The organism is Enterobacter asburiae (genome assembly GCF_007035645.1).
Taxonomy (GTDB): Bacteria; Pseudomonadota; Gammaproteobacteria; order Enterobacterales; family Enterobacteriaceae; genus Enterobacter; species Enterobacter asburiae_B.
Map to the genome: position 1 here is coordinate 1697170 of NZ_AP019632.1, position 17179 is coordinate 1714348.

General features: G+C 53.2%; 18 protein-coding genes. 10 read left to right on the plus strand and 8 right to left on the minus strand.

Features of this window, described 5'->3' with window-relative positions; translation table 11 throughout:
• Positions 1–915, minus strand: a complete 915-nt coding sequence (locus FOY96_RS08065) for an ABC transporter permease subunit (RefSeq protein ID WP_023336149.1) — start codon at positions 913–915, stop codon at positions 1–3.
• A 99-nt stretch (positions 916–1014) separates the two neighbouring features.
• Positions 1015–2136, minus strand: coding sequence for a branched-chain amino acid ABC transporter substrate-binding protein (locus tag FOY96_RS08070; RefSeq protein ID WP_033145885.1), 1122 nt, complete (start codon positions 2134–2136; stop codon positions 1015–1017).
• 423 nt (positions 2137–2559) lie between these two features.
• On the opposite strand from FOY96_RS08070, the gene FOY96_RS08075 reads away from it, so the two are divergent.
• Positions 2560–3228, plus strand: coding sequence for a YecA/YgfB family protein (locus FOY96_RS08075; protein WP_059312428.1), 669 nt, complete (start codon positions 2560–2562; stop codon positions 3226–3228).
• A 34-nt stretch (positions 3229–3262) separates the two neighbouring features.
• Here the strand turns inward: FOY96_RS08075 and tyrP are convergent, their stop codons facing one another.
• Positions 3263–4474: a tyrosine transporter TyrP gene (gene tyrP / locus FOY96_RS08080; protein WP_143346818.1), complete on the minus strand. Its 1212-nt coding sequence runs from the start codon at positions 4472–4474 to the stop codon at positions 3263–3265.
• A gap of 229 nt (positions 4475–4703) precedes the next feature.
• Here tyrP and FOY96_RS08085 point away from each other — a divergent pair, with 229 nt between their 5' ends.
• Positions 4704–5045: a hypothetical protein gene (locus FOY96_RS08085; protein WP_143346819.1), complete on the plus strand. Its 342-nt coding sequence runs from the start codon at positions 4704–4706 to the stop codon at positions 5043–5045.
• Between the two features lie 36 nt (positions 5046–5081).
• Here the strand turns inward: FOY96_RS08085 and ftnA are convergent, their stop codons facing one another.
• A complete protein-coding gene (gene ftnA, locus FOY96_RS08090; protein WP_023336146.1) occupies positions 5082–5579 on the minus strand; it encodes a non-heme ferritin in 498 nt (165 codons plus the stop codon).
• A 204-nt stretch (positions 5580–5783) separates the two neighbouring features.
• A complete protein-coding gene (gene yecR / locus FOY96_RS08095; RefSeq protein ID WP_023336145.1) occupies positions 5784–6122 on the minus strand; it encodes a YecR family lipoprotein in 339 nt (112 codons plus the stop codon).
• Positions 6123–6356: 234 nt separating this feature from the next.
• Here yecR and azuC point away from each other — a divergent pair, with 234 nt between their 5' ends.
• The gene (azuC, locus tag FOY96_RS08100; RefSeq protein ID WP_014884364.1) at positions 6357–6440 is read left to right on the plus strand and encodes a stress response protein AzuC; all 84 of its coding nucleotides are present in this window, start codon (positions 6357–6359) and stop codon (positions 6438–6440) included.
• 108 nt (positions 6441–6548) lie between these two features.
• Positions 6549–6800: a DUF2766 family protein gene (locus FOY96_RS08105; protein ID WP_008500405.1), complete on the plus strand. Its 252-nt coding sequence runs from the start codon at positions 6549–6551 to the stop codon at positions 6798–6800.
• Positions 6801–6842: 42 nt separating this feature from the next.
• On the opposite strand, the gene FOY96_RS08110 is transcribed toward FOY96_RS08105, so the two are convergent.
• Positions 6843–8186 carry an anaerobic C4-dicarboxylate transporter gene (locus FOY96_RS08110; protein WP_023312271.1) on the minus strand — a complete coding sequence of 448 codons (1344 nt, stop codon included), beginning with the start codon at positions 8184–8186 and terminating at the stop codon, positions 6843–6845.
• A gap of 155 nt (positions 8187–8341) precedes the next feature.
• Positions 8342–8845, minus strand: coding sequence for a non-heme ferritin-like protein (locus FOY96_RS08115; protein ID WP_023312270.1), 504 nt, complete (start codon positions 8843–8845; stop codon positions 8342–8344).
• Between the two features lie 787 nt (positions 8846–9632).
• Between FOY96_RS08115 and araF the strand changes: the two genes are divergently transcribed.
• The 5 genes from araF to otsA all read left to right on the plus strand — a co-directional run bounded on the left by araF (position 9633) and on the right by otsA (position 15588).
• Positions 9633–10622, plus strand: coding sequence for an arabinose ABC transporter substrate-binding protein AraF (araF, locus tag FOY96_RS08120; protein WP_003859687.1), 990 nt, complete (start codon positions 9633–9635; stop codon positions 10620–10622).
• 71 nt (positions 10623–10693) lie between these two features.
• Positions 10694–12208 carry an L-arabinose ABC transporter ATP-binding protein AraG gene (gene araG, locus FOY96_RS08125; protein WP_143346820.1) on the plus strand — a complete coding sequence of 505 codons (1515 nt, stop codon included), beginning with the start codon at positions 10694–10696 and terminating at the stop codon, positions 12206–12208.
• Between the two features lie 14 nt (positions 12209–12222).
• Positions 12223–13209 carry an L-arabinose ABC transporter permease AraH gene (gene araH, locus FOY96_RS08130; protein WP_029742191.1) on the plus strand — a complete coding sequence of 329 codons (987 nt, stop codon included), beginning with the start codon at positions 12223–12225 and terminating at the stop codon, positions 13207–13209.
• Between the two features lie 176 nt (positions 13210–13385).
• Positions 13386–14189 carry a trehalose-phosphatase gene (gene otsB, locus FOY96_RS08135; protein ID WP_033145880.1) on the plus strand — a complete coding sequence of 268 codons (804 nt, stop codon included), beginning with the start codon at positions 13386–13388 and terminating at the stop codon, positions 14187–14189.
• Positions 14164–15588 carry an alpha,alpha-trehalose-phosphate synthase gene (gene otsA / locus FOY96_RS08140; RefSeq protein ID WP_033145879.1) on the plus strand — a complete coding sequence of 475 codons (1425 nt, stop codon included), beginning with the start codon at positions 14164–14166 and terminating at the stop codon, positions 15586–15588. Before otsB ends, otsA begins: the two co-directional genes overlap by 26 nt.
• Positions 15589–15603: 15 nt before the next feature.
• Here the strand turns inward: otsA and uspC are convergent, their stop codons facing one another.
• Positions 15604–16032 (minus strand): universal stress protein UspC, encoded by a 429-nt coding sequence (uspC, locus tag FOY96_RS08145; RefSeq protein WP_033145878.1) that lies wholly within the window; start codon positions 16030–16032, stop codon positions 15604–15606.
• A 794-nt stretch (positions 16033–16826) separates the two neighbouring features.
• On the opposite strand from uspC, the gene flhD reads away from it, so the two are divergent.
• Positions 16827–17177: a flagellar transcriptional regulator FlhD gene (flhD, locus tag FOY96_RS08150; protein WP_008500415.1), complete on the plus strand. Its 351-nt coding sequence runs from the start codon at positions 16827–16829 to the stop codon at positions 17175–17177.
• Positions 17178–17179 lie beyond the last annotated feature (2 nt).

The window sequence follows — 17179 nt, forward strand, 5'->3', positions numbered from 1 at the left end:
TCACACTTTGGCCACAATCGGGCGCCCAAGCAGCCCCTGGGGGCGGAAAATCAGGATCATGACCAGCAGGCCGAACGAAAAGACATCTTTATAGTCCGAGTTCACCATGCCCGAGAACTGGGCTTCCGCCACGCCCAGGATAAGGCCACCGAGCATCGCGCCAGGGAGGGAGCCGATGCCGCCGAGTACCGCCGCGGTAAAGGCTTTAATGCCGATCACGAACCCGACGTAGAAATCAAAGGTGCCGTAATTCATGGTGATCAGCACGCCTGCCAGACCGGCCATCGCCGCGCCGATCACAAAGACCAGCGAAATAATCCGGTCGGTGTTAATGCCCAGAATGGAGGCCATCTTACGATCCTGCTGTACCGCGCGGCACATCCGCCCCAGCCGGGTATGGTTGATAATCCAGGTGAGCACCAGCATGCCGGCAAACGAGGCAATCAGAATAAACACTTTGGTGTAGGTTATCTGTACGAACCCGTCGCCAAGATGCAGGCGAATCACGCCGTCCAGCATGGTCGGCACCCCTTGCTGGCGCGGACCCTGGCTCAGCTGCGCGTAGTTTTGCAGGATAAGCGACATCCCGATGGCGGAGATCAGCGGCGCCAGGCGCGTGGAGTTGCGCAGCGGCTTGTAGGCGATACGCTCGATGGTCCAGCCGTACACCCCGGTTACCACGATGGTGAACACCAGCGTCCCGAGGATCAGCAGCGGGAACGACTGCAGACCGAAGAACGAGAGCAGCGCCAGGCCGATGGCGCAGAGATAGGCGGAAATCATATACACTTCGCCGTGGGCGAAATTGATCATCCCGATAATGCCGTACACCATGGTGTAGCCGATGGCGATTAAACCGTAGACGGAGCCCAGCGTTAAGCCATTGATTAACTGTTGCAGGAAGAATGTACTCATCTTAGCGCGCTCGTTTTATAGGCTGCGCGATGCGCGCAGCCTGATGTTTATTACGCGCCGACGGGCAGGCCCGCCGACGTTGAGCGTGACTCCGTCCCGTTACTGCACTTCCTTATATTTGCCTTTGTCGTCCCACTGGTAAACCACGTAGTCAGACACTTTCAGATCGCCCTTGCTGTCCCACGCTTTTTTGCCCATCACCGTGTCGACGGAATTGGCTTTCAGCCACTCGCTGGCTTTGGCGGAGTCCTTGCCGCCGGTGGCCTTGAAGGCTGCGGCAATGGCCTGTACGGAGGCATAGGAGTAAAGGGTGTAACCTTCCGGCTCGAATTTACCGGCGCGGAATTTCTCGATAACCGCTTTACCGTCCGGGATAAGGCGCGGATCTTTACCGAAGGTCATGTAAATGCCGTTGGTGTATTGCGGGCCCCCCGCGGCGGTCACCATCTCTTCGTTGACAATACAGTCGCCGGAGAAGAATTTCGCCTGCACGCCCTGTTCACGCATCTGGCGAACCAGCGGACCGGCTTCCGGGTGACAGCCACCGAAGAACACGACGTCCGGTTTTTGCGCGCCGATCTTGGTCACCAGCGCGTTAAAGTCTTTCTCACCGCGAGATAACCCCTCATACATCACATCCTGAACCCCGCGTTTCGCCAGCGCCGCTTTGGTGGCGTCAGCCAGACCCTGACCATAGGTGTCTTTATCGTGAATAATTACCACGCGCTTGGCTTTCAGCTTGTCGATGATGAAGTCGCTGGCAACCTGACCCTGCTGGTCATCGCGTCCGCACATGCGGAACATGTCGCTCATGCCGCGTTCGGTGATCAGCGGGTTAGTTGAGCCGGGGGTAATCGCAATAATGCCCGCGTCGCTATACACCTCGGAGGCGGGCATTGTGGAAGAGGAGCAGAAATGGCCGACCACGGCGTTGACTTTATCCTGGTCAACTAAACGGTTGGCGACGGCCACGGCCTGCTTGGGCTCGCAGGCATCATCCCCCTGAACCAGTTTGATCTTCTCGCCGTTAATGCCGCCTGCGGCATTAATGTCTTCAGCGGCCTGCGTTGCGCCGTGCCAGTACTGATCGCCATAGGTGGCATTCGGACCCGTGAACGGCCCGGCCACGCCAATCACAATATCTGCCCGGGCGGAAAACGCCGTCACCAGGCAACCGGCCAACACAAGAGAAAGAGGAGTTCTGATTAATTTCAGCGACATTATTATGTTCCTTAGCAAAGAGGTTTTTGCACCACGGCGTAAACCCGAACGCCCGACGGCGCAGCCAATCCGAAACACGAGCAAGAACAAAATGCACTAAACGAACAAGATACAGACGGCATCCTGCATATTACGGCGAGATTTCCCTGCGCAGAGGCGCGCGAAGAACGTTAAGCAAAAACGTTGCCAGAATGGTTAACCCATTGACGAGCTTGCGACATGTTTGAGTATAGAGCGCCGCGTTATGCCGCCTTGCGGGAGGAGAAGAAATTACAGCGGAGATCACATATCGTTAACAATAAAGCCCATAAGTTGTGCAAAGGTCACGATTTGCACGTTTTTGCAGCAATAAAGACCTAAACTTCAGCCCGGAGAGGCGTGAGTTATGTGTTAGGATCGTTTCCTTTTGCAGGAGTGTCAGCGATGACTGAAGGCCCATTGAATGAAAGCGAAATGGCGTGGCTTGAAGAGACGTTAATGTCTTACGGTCATGATGACGCGTCCGTGATTGACGTGTCCGAACTGGACGGCATGCTTACCGCAGTGCTTTCCGGTCCTGTTGTCGTTGAGCCAGATGCCTGGCTGGTGGCGGTGTGGGGCGGCGAGAAGTACATTCCGCGCTGGAAAAACGATCGTGAGATGAACCGTTTTATCGATCTCTGCTTTAAGCATATGAACGATATTGCAGAGCGCCTGAGCGAGTACCCGGATCAGTTTGAACCGATGTTTGGTTATAACGACGTGGATGATGAGAGCTATACCGTGGTGGAAGAGTGGTGCTATGGCTATATGCGCGGCGTGGCGCTGACGGACTGGTCAGCCCTGCCGGAAGCCCTGAAGGCCGATCTTGACGTGATTGCCCTGCACGGGACGGAAGAGAACAGCGAAAAGCTGGATGAACTGTCCGAAGAGGAGTATATCGCCAGCATCGAAAGCATCCAGCCTGCGGCACTGCGTTTATATCAATACTGGGTTAACAACCCGCAGCAGCCGGAAGTGAAGAAGCCGACGGTGAACGGCACGAAGGTCGGGCGTAACGATCCGTGTCCTTGCGGCAGCGGGAAGAAGTTTAAGAGCTGCTGTTTGCACTGATAAAAAAAGGGGCTGATGATAGCCCCTTTTTTATTTAACCCACTTCCGGCAGCATCCCGGCTGCAATCAATACCTGCACCAGAATAATCACCACCCCACAGCCAAACACAACGCACAGCAGCGGTTTTCCTCCCGCCACGCGATATCCCTGCTGAGGATGCTGCTGGCGGCTCTTCCACGCCAGCAGGGAAGGGAGCAGCAGGGCCAGGATAGAGAGCGCCACCCCTGCGTAGCCCAGCGCCATCACAAACCCGCGTGGGTAAAACAGCGCAAAAGCGAGCGGCGGCAGGAAGGTTATGGCCCCCGTCTGCAACCGTCCGGCCGCGGTATTGCGACGCTGGAACAGGTCGGCCAGATAATCAAACAGGCCGAGCGCCACGCCCAGGAACGAGGTTGCCAGCGCCAGGTCGGCAAACAGGTGTACCGCCAGCTCCACGTGCGGGGAGGTGACGACTTCGCGCAGCGCCAGCAAAAAACCGTTCAGGCCAGCATGTTGCGCCATCAGCCCAATAAAGGTTGAAGAGTCAATGCTGCCCAGCGTCACCAGCTGCCAGAAGATATAGGCGATCAGCGGGATCGCGCTTCCGATAATAAAGACGCGGCGCAGCTTGCGGATATCACCGTTCATATAGCTGACGATGCTCGGCACGCTGCCGTGGAAGCCAAATGAGGTGAAAATGACCGGGATCGCGGAGAGTGCCAGCCCTTTTTCCAGCGGCAGCGTCAGCAGGTTGACCTTGTGCACGTGCGGCGCCAGCAGCACCAGCATGATAATCAGGAAGAGAATTTTGGCGCTGAACAGAAAGCGGTTAAACAGATCGACCAGCGATGTCCCCACGCAGACCACGCCGCCGCCGATGAGCGCAAAGAAGATAGCCCCCGTCGCTGGGGTGATGTCAGAGCCAAACCAGTCGTTGACGCTGGAGGCGATGAGTTCCCCGGCGCCGCTGATATAGGCGGCGGTCAGGGCGTACATCAGGAACATCATGCTAAAGCCGGTTATCCACTGGCCGTAGCGTCCCAGATAGCGCGCCGCAAGCGAACCCAGACCGGTGTCGGCGGGCACGTGCTGGTAAACCTCAAGCAGCAGCAGGGCGGTGTAGCACATCAGCGCCCAGAGCGTACCCAGCAGCAGCAGGGTCATGCCAAATCCCACGCCCGCGGCTGCCAGGGGCATTGCCAGCATTCCTGCGCCAATCGTCGTTCCGGCGACGATAAAAATACTTCCCAGGGTTCTGTTTCTCACGCTTTCCTCTACAACGATGCTTAACCGCGACAAAATCTGCGGCGCAGAGTAAGGGAAAAGCCGTAACTCGTCAAATCACCGTTACAAGTGGTGTAATGAATAATTTACGGATAGTTGGCGATCTGATCCTTTTTAGGTGGATGCCTACTTCATAAGGACAATATTGCTGAGCGATATTCCGGCGTAACGTAAACAATAAATATAAATTATCAAATTAAGTGAGGGTTTTATGGCTGGGGAGAATCCCTTCACCGCGGCATGGAGCCGGGGAGGTAACCTGTTGTGCCATGGGCACTGGATAATCAGCTGGCAGAACCAACCCCTGATACTTCCCGAGTCCCGTCGCGAAAAGGATATGGGCACCTGGGCAATCTATTCGGTTATCGATCCTGAAGATGAAACCTTTGCGCAAGGCTTACAGGAAGATGAGTGGATCGTTGAGAATGTCGACTGGTTAACGGATATGTTCTTCGAGGTGGGGATTCTGCTGGAGACGTCCAGCTACCGCTATTTTTACCAGGCGGTGAATCCTCATGACTGGCGCTGCACCAGCTGCGCGGGGTGTATGTAAATCAGCGCGGTGCCGGAAACCGGCACCGCGCTGAAATTAATTCTGCGTATCGAGAGTGGAAAGTTCTTTATCAATAAAGTAAAGACCTTCGCCGGATTTCCCCACCAGAGATAATTTATCCAGCACGGATTTAAACAGCTTCTCTTCTTCGTGTTGCTCAGCGACGTACCACTGCAGGAAATTAAAGGTTGGATAATCCTGGCTGGTCATCGCCGCATGAACCAGTTCGTTAATTTTCTGCGTGATCAGCTGCTCGTGCTCGTAGGTGGCGCGGAACAGTTCATCGAGAGAATTATACTCAGCGAAAGGTGATGTCACGGTTTCAATGCGCGGCAGGCTGCCCGTATCCGTAAGATAATCAAACAGACGCTGCATGTGGGTCATCTCTTCCTGAGCGTGACGACGCAGAAACGCGGCCGCACCTTCGAAGCTGTGGTAGCTGCACCAGGCGCTCATCTGCTGGTAGAGCAGGGATGAAAAAAGCTCAAGGTTCATTTGTGCGTTGAGCTTGTCGATCATTTCAGTTTTCAGCATGGTGACGCTCCGGATTATTATTTCTGGTTCACAATGAGCGACACTATAATTTGTTATTTAATTATTTGCAAAACGTAAAATTTTTATTTTATTTATTTAAAATACGAATGGGAATAAAACGCATTGGCGATTTTTATAATTTATTAATGAGAATTGTTTTTGTTCGTAATGAAATATACTGCCAGCAAACGCTGGCAGGGTTGATTAATACCAGGGGTTATTTGACTTAGGGTTAACGGCGTAACCCATACATTTATACTGGATAGTCACGCTCTCGTTCAGGCACAAAGAGCCGCTCGTCAGGGTGCAGGTTTTGATGGGCTGACCATAGGCTGAGGCGGTGGCATACCCCATGCTCTGACACGCTTTTGCCGCCGTGCCGTTATTCACATACTCATCGGAATACGCATTTTGCAGCGCTGCCTGGCCGTAATCGAGGCGGACGATGCCGTTCGGCGCGTCGAGGCTGCTGACTTCAGCCTGGCGGTTGATACTACACCCCGCGAGCAGCAGGATTGTGCCGGCTACAATGACTCTTTTCATGGTTCGCTCTGAGTGGATGGAAATATCTTATCGTACCCGCAGATGCCCGCTGCAATGCCTGGAATAGCCGGACAATCTGCCCTCACTCTTCGCAACGGGTCAGAGGGGAGTGCTATCAGGACAACCTCTTATAAAAATGTGATGAGCATCACAAAATGATTGATTTTTGTGATAATGGTCATATTATAAGCACGTTGACAATAAAGTTGTATAACAAGTTAATGGAGCATCATCGTGAAACTGCGCAAAATCCTGAAAAGCATGTGGGCCAATTACTGCCGCACGTTCAAAGACGTGCCGCCAGGCGCCATGTTCTGATTAAAAAAACCTGCTTCGGCGGGTTTTTTTGTACCTGCAGGCGATGAAGGGAAGATGTCAGGGGGGGTGTTTTGCTACTATGGCGGCCTTTAAATAAGGAGAAAGCCCATGTCACAAAACCTGAGCGCCGATCAGGAACTGGTCTCTGACGTTGTCGCCTGTCAGCTGGTTATCAAACAAATCCTTGATGTTCTGGACGTGATTGCGCCGGTTGAAGTGCGCGAGAAGATGTCTACGCAGCTGAAAAACATCGATTTCGCCAGCCATCCTGCTGCCGCTGACCCGGTTACGCTTCGTGCGATCCAGAAAGCTATCGCGCTGATTGAGCTGCGATTCACGCCGCAGGGTGAGTCCCACTAAAGCAGGGGTAGGGGCGACGGCACGTGTCGCCCTTTGAAGCGGTTAAAAGAACGTCTGGACCAGCAGGTAGCTCGCCGCGCACGCGCAGCTTACCCCAATCAGCCCTGGCAGAATAAAGCTGTGGTTGATGATAAATTTGCCGATGCGGGTGGTGCCTGAACGGTCAAAGCCGATGCAGGCCAAATCACTGGGATAGGTCGGCAGGACAAAATAGCCGTAGGACGCCGGGAAAAAGGCGATCAGCATTTTCGGGTCGATGCCGAGCATGAGACCCATTGGCGCAACGGCCGTCAGCGCAGCCGCCTGGCTGTTCACCAGTTTTGACACCAGAAACAGCACAATGGCATACGTCCACGGGTGGCTCTTCACCACGCCTTCCAGCGCCAGCTTTAACTCGTCGAGATGCGCCTGGAAAAAGGTATCGCTCATCCACGCCACGCCGAACACCGAGAAGATCGCGACCATACCGGCCTTAAACACCGCGCCGTTGGAAATGGCCGACGCATTGACCTTACAGGCCATCAGCATCACGGCGCCCGCAATTAACATCATCATCTGAATGACAAGGTTCATCGACAGCGCCGTCATTTTGCCTTTCACTTCAAAAGCGGGGCGCAGTTCCGGGAATGCCCCCAGCAAAACGACCACAGCAATACCGGCAAAGAAAATCCACGTGGACCAGTAGGCCTGTTTAGGGAAACGCTGATTCATTAACGTCTCGGTCCCGCCATAGATAAATTCGCGCTGCTTAGGATCTTTCAGCTTTTCCTGAAACTCTATGTCGTCAGCCAAATCTTTCCCACGGCGTAAACTCCACAGGGCCGCAATGGCTACGCCGAAGAGCGAAGCGGGAACCGACACGGCGAGAATTTCCAGAATCCCCCACGCGTGGCCGATCCCATGCTGTGCCGCCAGGATAGACACCAGCGACACAACGGCAACGGAAACGGGGGAAGCCGTAATCGCCATCTGTGATGCCACCGAGGCCACGGCCATGGGGCGCTCGGGGCGGATCCCTTTTTTGAGGGCGATATCCGCGATGATGGGGAACATGGTGTAGACCACATGGCCGGTGCCGCACAGAAAGGTCAGCATCCAGGTGGTGAAAGGGGCGAGCAGGGTGATGTGCTGCGGGTGTTTGCGCAGCAGGCGTTCAGCAAACTGCATCATGACGTTGAGGCCGCCCGCAGTCTGCAGCGTAGCCGCACAGCCAATCACCGCAAGGATGGTCAGCATAACGTCAACCGGCGGTTTACCCGGTTGCAGACCAAAGACAAAACATAAAATAAAAAGACCAATACCGCTGATTAACCCAAGCCCCATACCGCCGAAACGCGTACCCGTCAGCAGGCAGAGGAGAATGACAACAAACTCAATGGTGATCATGATGCTCCCTCGTCAATGATTATGTAACTAAATAAATCATCACACGTTGTGTGGTTAATCATTGGGAGCCAGATCTGATTTGTTAAATTTCAGCAAAAGCAGAAGGTTGGAGATGGGAGGGGGGCCTGCTCCCCGGGACGGAAGCAGGCCAAAACTCAGTGGTGCTGGACCGCCACAATGTCGAGCAGATGACGGTCGGTTTGCTCAGGACATAAACCCGCCTGCTGCGCATTATGGATCTCATCCGCCAGCGTCTTCAGCAGCATGCCATCCTGCTGCTGCTCTTTGTCCATATCGCGTAAGAATTTGAGCGTCGTAATATCCTGCTGCGCTTTGGCTTCATCGGCAAGTTTGCTGAGCGTGCTGCAGCGTTGCTCGTACTCTTCAAGCGTTTTCTGAAACAGTTCTTCCAGGCAAGAGTAGTTTTCGTTGATCCCATCAAGGGCTTTAACGACAGGATTTGCCCCTGCGGCTTTCAGGAAGTTAAAGACACGCATCATGTGGGTGACGTTACTTTGCGCCTGAGAGCGAAAGAATGTGGCAGACCCCGTAAGACTATTCTCGGCACACCACGCGCTTAAGTGAAGGTGCAGATTCGAGGCGTAGAACTCAAGGTTCATCTGCGCGTTAAGTTTTTGCATCATCGTTTGGGTAGCCATACTCATATCCTTATTGACTGTGGGACGTGATGTCCGTTGCGTAACCTGAGCGCCAGGCAAATACGAAGAGAAGAGCAGAAATAGACATTCTGCCGTGACCGAAGTCGACCGAAATTCACTTCCTGTGTTCGATATAAATAAGCATACCCTTGTATCGGGTCTAAGAAAACTCTTAATCAGACTATATTTACCATACATTACAAAGTTTAATATAGTACAGAAATACAATTAGCTCGCCATGAATTGAATGTGACTTAATGGCCTAATAATTAACGGTTTTTATCTTAAGGACACACTGTTACTCTTTCGAAAATATTAAGTTGGAATATTACTCCGGGAAAAGGAAAAATACGGATTAATCATTTCGAATATATGATGTGTCAATAAAATTGCGCTAAATCAAATTCTGCGGAATAACGTTTTTTCAGGTGAGTTGTACATTCGTGATGAAAAACATGTTGAACCCCTTAACGCCAGGTGCCGTTTTGCCCGCTGAGAGGCATCAGGGATATCTTGGCTAATCTTATGGATAATTCTGCTTAACCCTATTCTATTTGTCTGACAAATTCTGCCTTTTTTATGTCATTTTTCGCTGAATTTATGTACGCAATTACTGTAATTCTGCGGTGTGATGGGGCTCTCTTATGGATGATTAATTTCCCGCTAAAACTATCACCAGCAATAACGCTTATGACGAGGTAAGCGCTAATGCCTTGTTTTAAGTCCGATTAAATAAGAAGCACGCACTTATTCCCTACAGAAAAGATTGCTAAAGCTGGAGTTTACCATGCACAAATTTACTAAAGCGCTGGCGGCCATCGGTCTGGCTGCCGTTATGTCACAATCCGCTATCGCTGAGAATTTAAAACTCGGTTTTTTGGTAAAACAGCCCGAAGAGCCCTGGTTCCAGACTGAGTGGAAATTCGCAGATAAAGCCGGGAAAGATTTAGGTTTTGAAGTCATTAAAATCGCCGTGCCTGACGGCGAAAAAACCCTGAACGCCATCGACAGCCTGGCGGCCAGCGGTGCAAAAGGTTTCGTTATCTGTACTCCGGATCCAAAGCTGGGGTCGGCAATCGCGGCGAAAGCGCGCGGTTACGATATGAAGGTCATCGCGGTTGACGATCAGTTCGTTAACGCCAAAGGCAAGCCGATGGACACCGTCCCGCTGGTCATGATGGCGGCGACCAAAATCGGCGAACGCCAGGGCCAGGAACTCTATAAAGAGATGCAAAAGCGCGGCTGGGATGTCAAAGAGACCGCGGTGATGGCTATCACGGCTGACGAGCTGGACACCGCCCGTCGTCGTACTACCGGTTCAATGGATGCGCTGAAAGCGGCTGGCTTCCCGGAAAAACAGATCTATAAAGTCCCAACCAAATCCAACGATATCCCGGGCGCTTTCGACGCCGCGAACTCTATGCTGGTCCAGCATCCGGAGGTCAAACACTGGCTGGTGGTCGGCATGAACGACAACACCGTGCTGGGCGGGGTGCGCGCGACGGAAGGCCAGGGCTTCAAAGCGCCTGACGTGATCGGGATTGGCATCAACGGCGTTGACGCCGTCAGCGAGCTGTCCAAAGCGCAGGCTACCGGCTTCTATGGTTCTCTTCTGCCAAGCCCGGACGTTCACGGCTACAAATCCAGTGAGATGCTCTACAACTGGGTAACCAAAGGGGCCGAACCGCCGAAATTTACCGAAGTGACCGACGTGGTGCTGATTACCCGCGACAACTTCAAAGAGGAGCTGGCGAAAAAAGGGCTGGGCGGTAAGTAATACGCTGTGATTGTGCCCCTCATGCATCGTGAGGGGCCAGACGTACACACTACAGGAATCACGGAGACGTTATGCGACAGTCTGATCCGTATCTCTCTTTTCGCGGCATCGGGAAAACTTTCCCCGGTGTTAACGCGCTGACCGATATCAGCTTCGACTGCTATGCCGGCCAGGTTCACGCCCTGATGGGGGAAAACGGCGCGGGGAAATCCACGCTGTTGAAGATCCTCAGCGGCAACTACGCGCCTACGACCGGCACGCTGGCCATTCGCGGCGAAGAGGTGGCGTTTGCCGATACCACGGCGGCGCTCAATGCCGGGGTGGCGATCATCTATCAGGAGCTGCACCTCATTCCCGAGATGACCGTGGCGGAAAACATCTATTTAGGACAGCTCCCGCACAAAGGCGGCGTGGTAAATCGTTCGCTACTTAATTATGAAGCGGGGCTGCAGCTTAAACACCTGGGTCTGGATGTCGATCCCCAGACGCCGCTGAAATATCTATCCATCGGCCAGTGGCAGATGGTTGAAATTGCCAAGGCGCTGGCGCGTAACGCCAGAATTATCGCCTTCGATGAGCCCACCAGTTCGCTCTCTGCGCGTGAAATTGAAAATCTGTTCCGCGTGCTCCGCGAATTGCGTCAGGAAGGCCGTACGATTTTGTATGTCTCGCACCGCATGGAAGAGATATTTGCCCTGAGCGACGCCATCACCGTCTTTAAAGACGGGCGCTATGTGCGCACCTTTACCGACATGCAGCAGGTTAACCATGACCAGCTTGTTCAGGCGATGGTTGGACGCGAGCTGGGTGATATTTATCACTGGCAGCCGCGTCAGTACGGCCCTGAACGTCTGCGTCTGGACAGCGTCAAAGCGCCGGGCGTGCGCACGCCGATTTCGTTATCCGTTCGCAGCGGCGAAATTGTCGGCTTGTTTGGTCTGGTGGGGGCGGGGCGCAGTGAATTAATGAAAGGCCTGTTCGGCGGTACCCGCATTACCGATGGGCTGGTTTCTATTGATGGTGAACGGGTCGATATCCAGAAACCGGCCCACGCAATCAGGGCGGGCATGATGCTCTGCCCGGAAGACCGTAAAGCCGAGGGGATTATTCCGGTGCATTCGGTACGCGACAACATCAATATTTCCGCTCGCCGCAAGTTTATTCGCGCAGGCTGCCTGATAAACGATGGCTGGGAGTCGAGCAACGCCGACCACCATATTCGCTCGCTGAATATCAAAACGCCGGGTCCGGAACAGCTGATCATGAATCTGTCAGGCGGAAACCAGCAGAAGGCGATTTTAGGCCGCTGGCTGTCGGAAGATATGAAGGTCATTTTGCTGGATGAGCCGACGCGCGGTATCGATGTGGGGGCAAAACACGAGATTTATAACGTGATCTATGAGCTGGCAAAACGCGGCGTGGCGGTGCTCTTCGCCTCCAGCGATCTGCCGGAGGTGCTTGGCGTGGCCGACCGCATTGTGGTGATGCGTGAAGGCGAAATTGCCGGTGAATTACTTCATGAACAGGCGAATGAACAACAGGCGTTGAACCTCGCCATGCCTAAAGTCAGCCAGGCTGTCGCCTGAGTAAGGAGTTAATGATGTCCTCTGTTACTACATCCGGAGCGCCGAAGTCGAAGTCGGCGCTGAGTTTTGGACGTATCTGGGATCAGTACGGCATGCTGGTGGTCTTTGCCGCACTGTTCCTCGCCTGCGCGATCTTTGTTCCTAACTTTGCCACCTTCATTAATATGAAGGGGCTGGGGCTGGCCATTTCCATGTCCGGGATGGTGGCCTGCGGGATGCTGTTCTGCCTGGCCTCCGGCGATTTTGACCTGTCGGTGGCGTCGGTGATTGCCTGTGCGGGCGTCACGACGGCAGTGGTGATCAACATGACGGAGAGCCTGTGGATTGGCGTTCTCGCCGGTCTGCTACTCGGCGTCATCAGCGGTCTGGTGAACGGTTTTGTTATCGCACGCCTGAAGATTAACGCCCTGATCACCACGCTTGCGACGATGCAAATTGTCCGCGGGCTGGCCTATATCATCTCCGACGGTAAAGCGGTGGGGATTGAAGACGAGCGCTTCTTTACCCTGGGTTACGCCAACTGGCTGGGGCTGCCTGCGCCAATCTGGCTGACCGTGGCCTGCCTGATCCTGTTCGGCTTCCTGCTCAACCGGACCACCTTTGGCCGTAATACGCTGGCGATTGGCGGTAACGAAGAGGCCGCCCGTCTGGCCGGGGTACCGGTGGTGCGAACCAAGATTATTATCTTCGTGCTCTCAGGGCTGGTTTCTGCCGCCGCGGGGATTATCCTGGCTTCGCGTATGACAAGCGGCCAGCCGATGACCTCTATTGGCTACGAGCTGATCGTCATTTCGGCCTGCGTTTTAGGGGGCGTTTCCCTCAAGGGTGGCATCGGAAAAATCTCATATGTGGTGGCCGGTATCCTGATTTTAGGCACGGTGGAGAATGCCATGAACCTGCTGAATATTTCGCCGTTCTCGCAGTACGTGGTTCGTGGTCTGATCCTGCTGGCAGCGGTGATTTTCGACCGTTACAAGCAAAAAGCGAAGCGTACCCTGTAACCCTTTTTCCCGTCTTTTATTGCTCAACTTATAACCATAGTTGACCCCTTAACCGCCCCGCCAGTAAAACTGGCGGGGCGGTTGTCAAATGGCGAGCGACGTCACACTGTCTATACTTACATGGCTATGAAAGAGGTAAAGGCGTTTACCTCTCGTAAACCGTAAGGAGGAAAAGGGTGGCTGACATGTTAACCGCACCGCCTGTACTGCCCGGACACTATGCTTTCTTTTTCGATCTCGACGGCACGCTCGCCGGGATAAAACCGCACCCTGACCAGGTGTCTATTCCGGATGCGGTGTTACAGGATTTGCACCAGCTCTCGCTCATGAACGAGGGAGCACTGGCATTGATATCAGGGCGCTCAATGGCCGAGCTGGATACGCTCGCCAGTCCTTACCACTTTCCGCTGGCCGGTGTACACGGAGCGGAGCGCCGCGACATCCATGATCACACGCATATCGTTTCACTCCCTGACGCACTCACGCAAACGCTCCAGAAGCAGCTTTCTGCTGCGCTGGAAGCGCTGCCTGGCACCGAGCTGGAAGCCAAAGGCATGGCCTTTGCCCTGCATTATCGTCAGGCGCCGCAGCATGAGGAGGCCGTACTGGCGCTGGCTCAAACGGTTGCGGATGCCCATCCACAGCTGGCGTTGCAGCCCGGCAAATGCGTCGTGGAGTTAAAACCGAAAGGGATTAATAAAGGCGCGGCCATCGCCGCGTTTATGGCGTCGCCGCCTTTCAAAGGGCGAACGCCCGTTTTCATTGGGGATGACCTGACCGACGAGGCCGGGTTTCGCGTGGTGAATCAGGCCGGAGGGATCGCCGTCAAGGTGGGGCCTGGTGACACGGTTGCCGAATGGCGGCTGGCGGATGTCGCCAGCGTCTGGCAGTGGATATCTGACATCGCTAACCAGCAACAACAACAAATAGCGCAAAGCAAAGGGGGAAACCATTATGGGTCGCTTAGTCGTCGTCTCTAACCGAATCGCACCGCCGGATGATAAAAAAGCCAGCGCGGGTGGCCTGGCGGTAGGGGTGTTAGGTGCCTTAAAAGCCGCTGGCGGGCTGTGGTTTGGCTGGAGTGGAGAAATTAGTGAAGAGGAGAAACCGCTCAACAAGGTGACGCGCGGAAACATTACGTGGGCTTCATTTGCATTGAAAGAGAAAGATTATGACGAGTATTACTCGCAGTTCTCAAATGCCGTCCTGTGGCCTGCGTTCCACTATCGTCTTGACCTGGTCAAATTCCAGCGTGAATCCTTCGAAGGCTACTCGCGCGTAAATGCGCTGCTGGCGGATAAACTGCTGCCATTAATAGAAGAAGACGATATTTTATGGATCCACGATTATCACCTGTTGCCCTTCGCGAGAGAGCTGCGAAAGAGGGGGGTGAATAACCGGATTGGCTTCTTCCTGCACATCCCGTTCCCGACGCCGGAAATTTTTACCGCGCTGCCGCCGCATGAAGAGCTGCTTGAGGCGCTGTGCGATTACGATTTGCTGGGCTTCCAGACCGAAAATGACCGCCTCGCGTTCCTTGACTCCGTGTCTGGCAAAGCGCGTCTGGTGACCAAAGGCGGGAAAACCCATACGGCGTGGGGGAAAACCTTCCACACCGAGGTCTATCCAATAGGGATTGAACCTGACGAAATCGCGGAGCAGGCTTCCGGCCCGCTGCCGCCGAAGCTGGCGCAGCTTAAGAATGAACTCAAGCACGTGAAAAATATCTTCTCGGTTGAGCGTCTTGATTATTCCAAAGGGCTGCCGGAACGCTTCCTGGCGTATGAAACGCTGCTGGATAAATACCCGCAGCATCACGGGAAAATTCGCTATACCCAGATTGCGCCGACGTCGCGCGGTGAGGTTCAGGCCTATCAGGATATTCGTCATCAGCTGGAGACAGAAGCAGGGCGCATTAATGGTCGCTACGGCCAGCTGGGCTGGACGCCGCTGTTTTACCTGAATCAACACTTTGACCGTAAGATCCTGATGAAGGTCTTCCGCTATGCTGACGTTGGGCTGGTCACGCCGCTGCGCGACGGGATGAATCTGGTAGCGAAAGAGTATGTGGCGGCCCAGGATCCTGCCGACCCGGGTGTTCTGGTGCTTTCCCAGTTTGCCGGAGCCGCAAATGAGCTCACGTCGGCGCTCATCGTTAACCCTTATGACAGGGATGATGTGGCGAACGCGCTGAATCGCGCCCTGACAATGCCGCTCACGGAACGTATTTCCCGCCATGCTGACATGATGGAGACGATCCGGAAGAACGATATTAACCACTGGCAGGCGCGTTTTATTCAGGATCTCCGGAATATCGCTCCGCAAAGTCATGAAGGCGATCTGCAAAAAAAGATCGCGACCTTCCCTAAACTCGCCTGATTTACTGCTGGGGGGCTAATGCCCCCCAAGCGGCACTAACAGCACATCGACCTGGCTCGACGCGACAATAGATTTCGCCGCGCAGGCTGCCCGCGATAAAAAGCTGTGGTTATGGTTCCCGCAAATCACTAAATCTATATTTTGTCTGCGACACATATCGAGAATATGGGCGTTAAGTTCCCCGGTCGCAATAACAGTTTCATAAACAGGATATTGTGCCTTTTCCACTAATTCGCGCAGAAATTGCTGCGTTTCTTCCTGCAGAACCTCGCGAATATCCTCCAGCATGGGGGCGGCCAGCTGATTATACATCTCCGGCTCTGCGGCGAGGGTGATGAGGCTGATGCGGGCATTGTGGGGTCTGGCAATGGAAACCGCCCGGGCGACGAGCTGATGGCTTTCGGGGGAAACTGCAACGGAAACAAGAAGATGGGAGTAACTCATGGCGCACTCCTTAGATGTCTGAAAGACAGCGTTTAACCACCTTTACCGCGAAATCTCCGGTTCTGCAAGAGCAGATTACGACATTAGTGTGAAGCTTATCATAATTATTCATTAATTATTCTTATAAGAAGAATAACTGAAAAACGCGCCTAAATGAAAAAAATTAACAACTTAACGTAAATCACACAAATTCACGCCTTGACTGTTAAATCGTTCTGACCCGTTACAAACTCATCTCGAATGATCACGTCCTGAAACATCTTTTTTGTGCTACCTGCATAACTATATGTTTTTTCACGGTAAGAAAAATGTTTCCAGGAGAGGGGCCTGATGTAAATGTTTCCGCGCGGCGCTTACGGTATGAAAAGCACGTTGCATGCCAGTTCGGATCACCCTTCTGCATGAGTATTCGTCAATTAAGAATACAAAACAGTACCGATTGGCTAAATATTGAACAAATTACAAGTCATACTGATGGATTTATGGGTCATATTCACTTAAATTGTGTGACGTGGATCACATTTTTTTTAAATTTGAGGGTGGCTGGATTGTATGTGTCAAAACTGACGAGTAGAGTTTGCGTCGAATTAGGAAAAATCTTAGTTATTTGTAAGAAATGATAAATCATGTAAGAGACGCATTCGCGGTTTCTCTCTTACGGTTTCAGTGAATACAAACCTAAATTCAACTATGCATTTAGCCTTTTCTTTTTTATACCGGGTGATTTCCCGGCGACATCACGGGGTGCGGTCTTTCCGCATAAAAATAATAGTTGGTTATTCGGGATGGGAACAATGCATACATCCGAGTTGCTAAAACATATCTATGACATCAATTTGTCGTATTTACTGCTCGCGCAGCGTTTGATTAGTCAGGACAAGGCGTCCGCGATGTTTCGTCTGGGTATTAACGAAGAAATGGCAACCATGCTGGGCGGCTTAACCCTCCCGCAGATGGTTAAACTGGCTGAAACGAATCAACTGGTTTGCCAGTTCCGTTTCGATGATTCACAGACAATAACGCGTCTGACGCAGGAATCCCGTGTGGACGATCTTCAACAGATCCATACCGGTATTCTTCTTTCCACTCGCTTGCTTAACGAAATCAGCCAGCCTGATGACGTAGCCCGTAAGAAAAGGGCCTAGCA

Bases quoted from the DNA above. Each gene is read 5' to 3' on its own strand.
- FOY96_RS08065 (WP_023336149.1), bottom strand. From the start codon at position 915: ATGAGTACATTCTTCCTGCAACAGTTAATCAATGGCTTAACGCTGGGC.
- FOY96_RS08070 (WP_033145885.1), bottom strand. From the start codon at position 2,136: ATGTCGCTGAAATTAATCAGAACTCCTCTTTCTCTTGTGTTGGCCGGT.
- FOY96_RS08075 (WP_059312428.1), top strand. From the start codon at position 2,560: ATGACTGAAGGCCCATTGAATGAAAGCGAAATGGCGTGGCTTGAAGAG.
- FOY96_RS08085 (WP_143346819.1), top strand. From the start codon at position 4,704: ATGGCTGGGGAGAATCCCTTCACCGCGGCATGGAGCCGGGGAGGTAAC.
- ftnA (WP_023336146.1), bottom strand. From the start codon at position 5,579: ATGCTGAAAACTGAAATGATCGACAAGCTCAACGCACAAATGAACCTT.
- yecR (WP_023336145.1), bottom strand. From the start codon at position 6,122: ATGAAAAGAGTCATTGTAGCCGGCACAATCCTGCTGCTCGCGGGGTGT.
- FOY96_RS08105 (WP_008500405.1), top strand. From the start codon at position 6,549: ATGTCACAAAACCTGAGCGCCGATCAGGAACTGGTCTCTGACGTTGTC.
- FOY96_RS08110 (WP_023312271.1), bottom strand. From the start codon at position 8,186: ATGATCACCATTGAGTTTGTTGTCATTCTCCTCTGCCTGCTGACGGGT.
- FOY96_RS08115 (WP_023312270.1), bottom strand. From the start codon at position 8,845: ATGGCTACCCAAACGATGATGCAAAAACTTAACGCGCAGATGAACCTT.
- araF (WP_003859687.1), top strand. From the start codon at position 9,633: ATGCACAAATTTACTAAAGCGCTGGCGGCCATCGGTCTGGCTGCCGTT.
- araG (WP_143346820.1), top strand. From the start codon at position 10,694: ATGCGACAGTCTGATCCGTATCTCTCTTTTCGCGGCATCGGGAAAACT.
- araH (WP_029742191.1), top strand. From the start codon at position 12,223: ATGTCCTCTGTTACTACATCCGGAGCGCCGAAGTCGAAGTCGGCGCTG.
- otsA (WP_033145879.1), top strand. From the start codon at position 14,164: ATGGGTCGCTTAGTCGTCGTCTCTAACCGAATCGCACCGCCGGATGAT.
- uspC (WP_033145878.1), bottom strand. From the start codon at position 16,032: ATGAGTTACTCCCATCTTCTTGTTTCCGTTGCAGTTTCCCCCGAAAGC.
- flhD (WP_008500415.1), top strand. From the start codon at position 16,827: ATGCATACATCCGAGTTGCTAAAACATATCTATGACATCAATTTGTCG.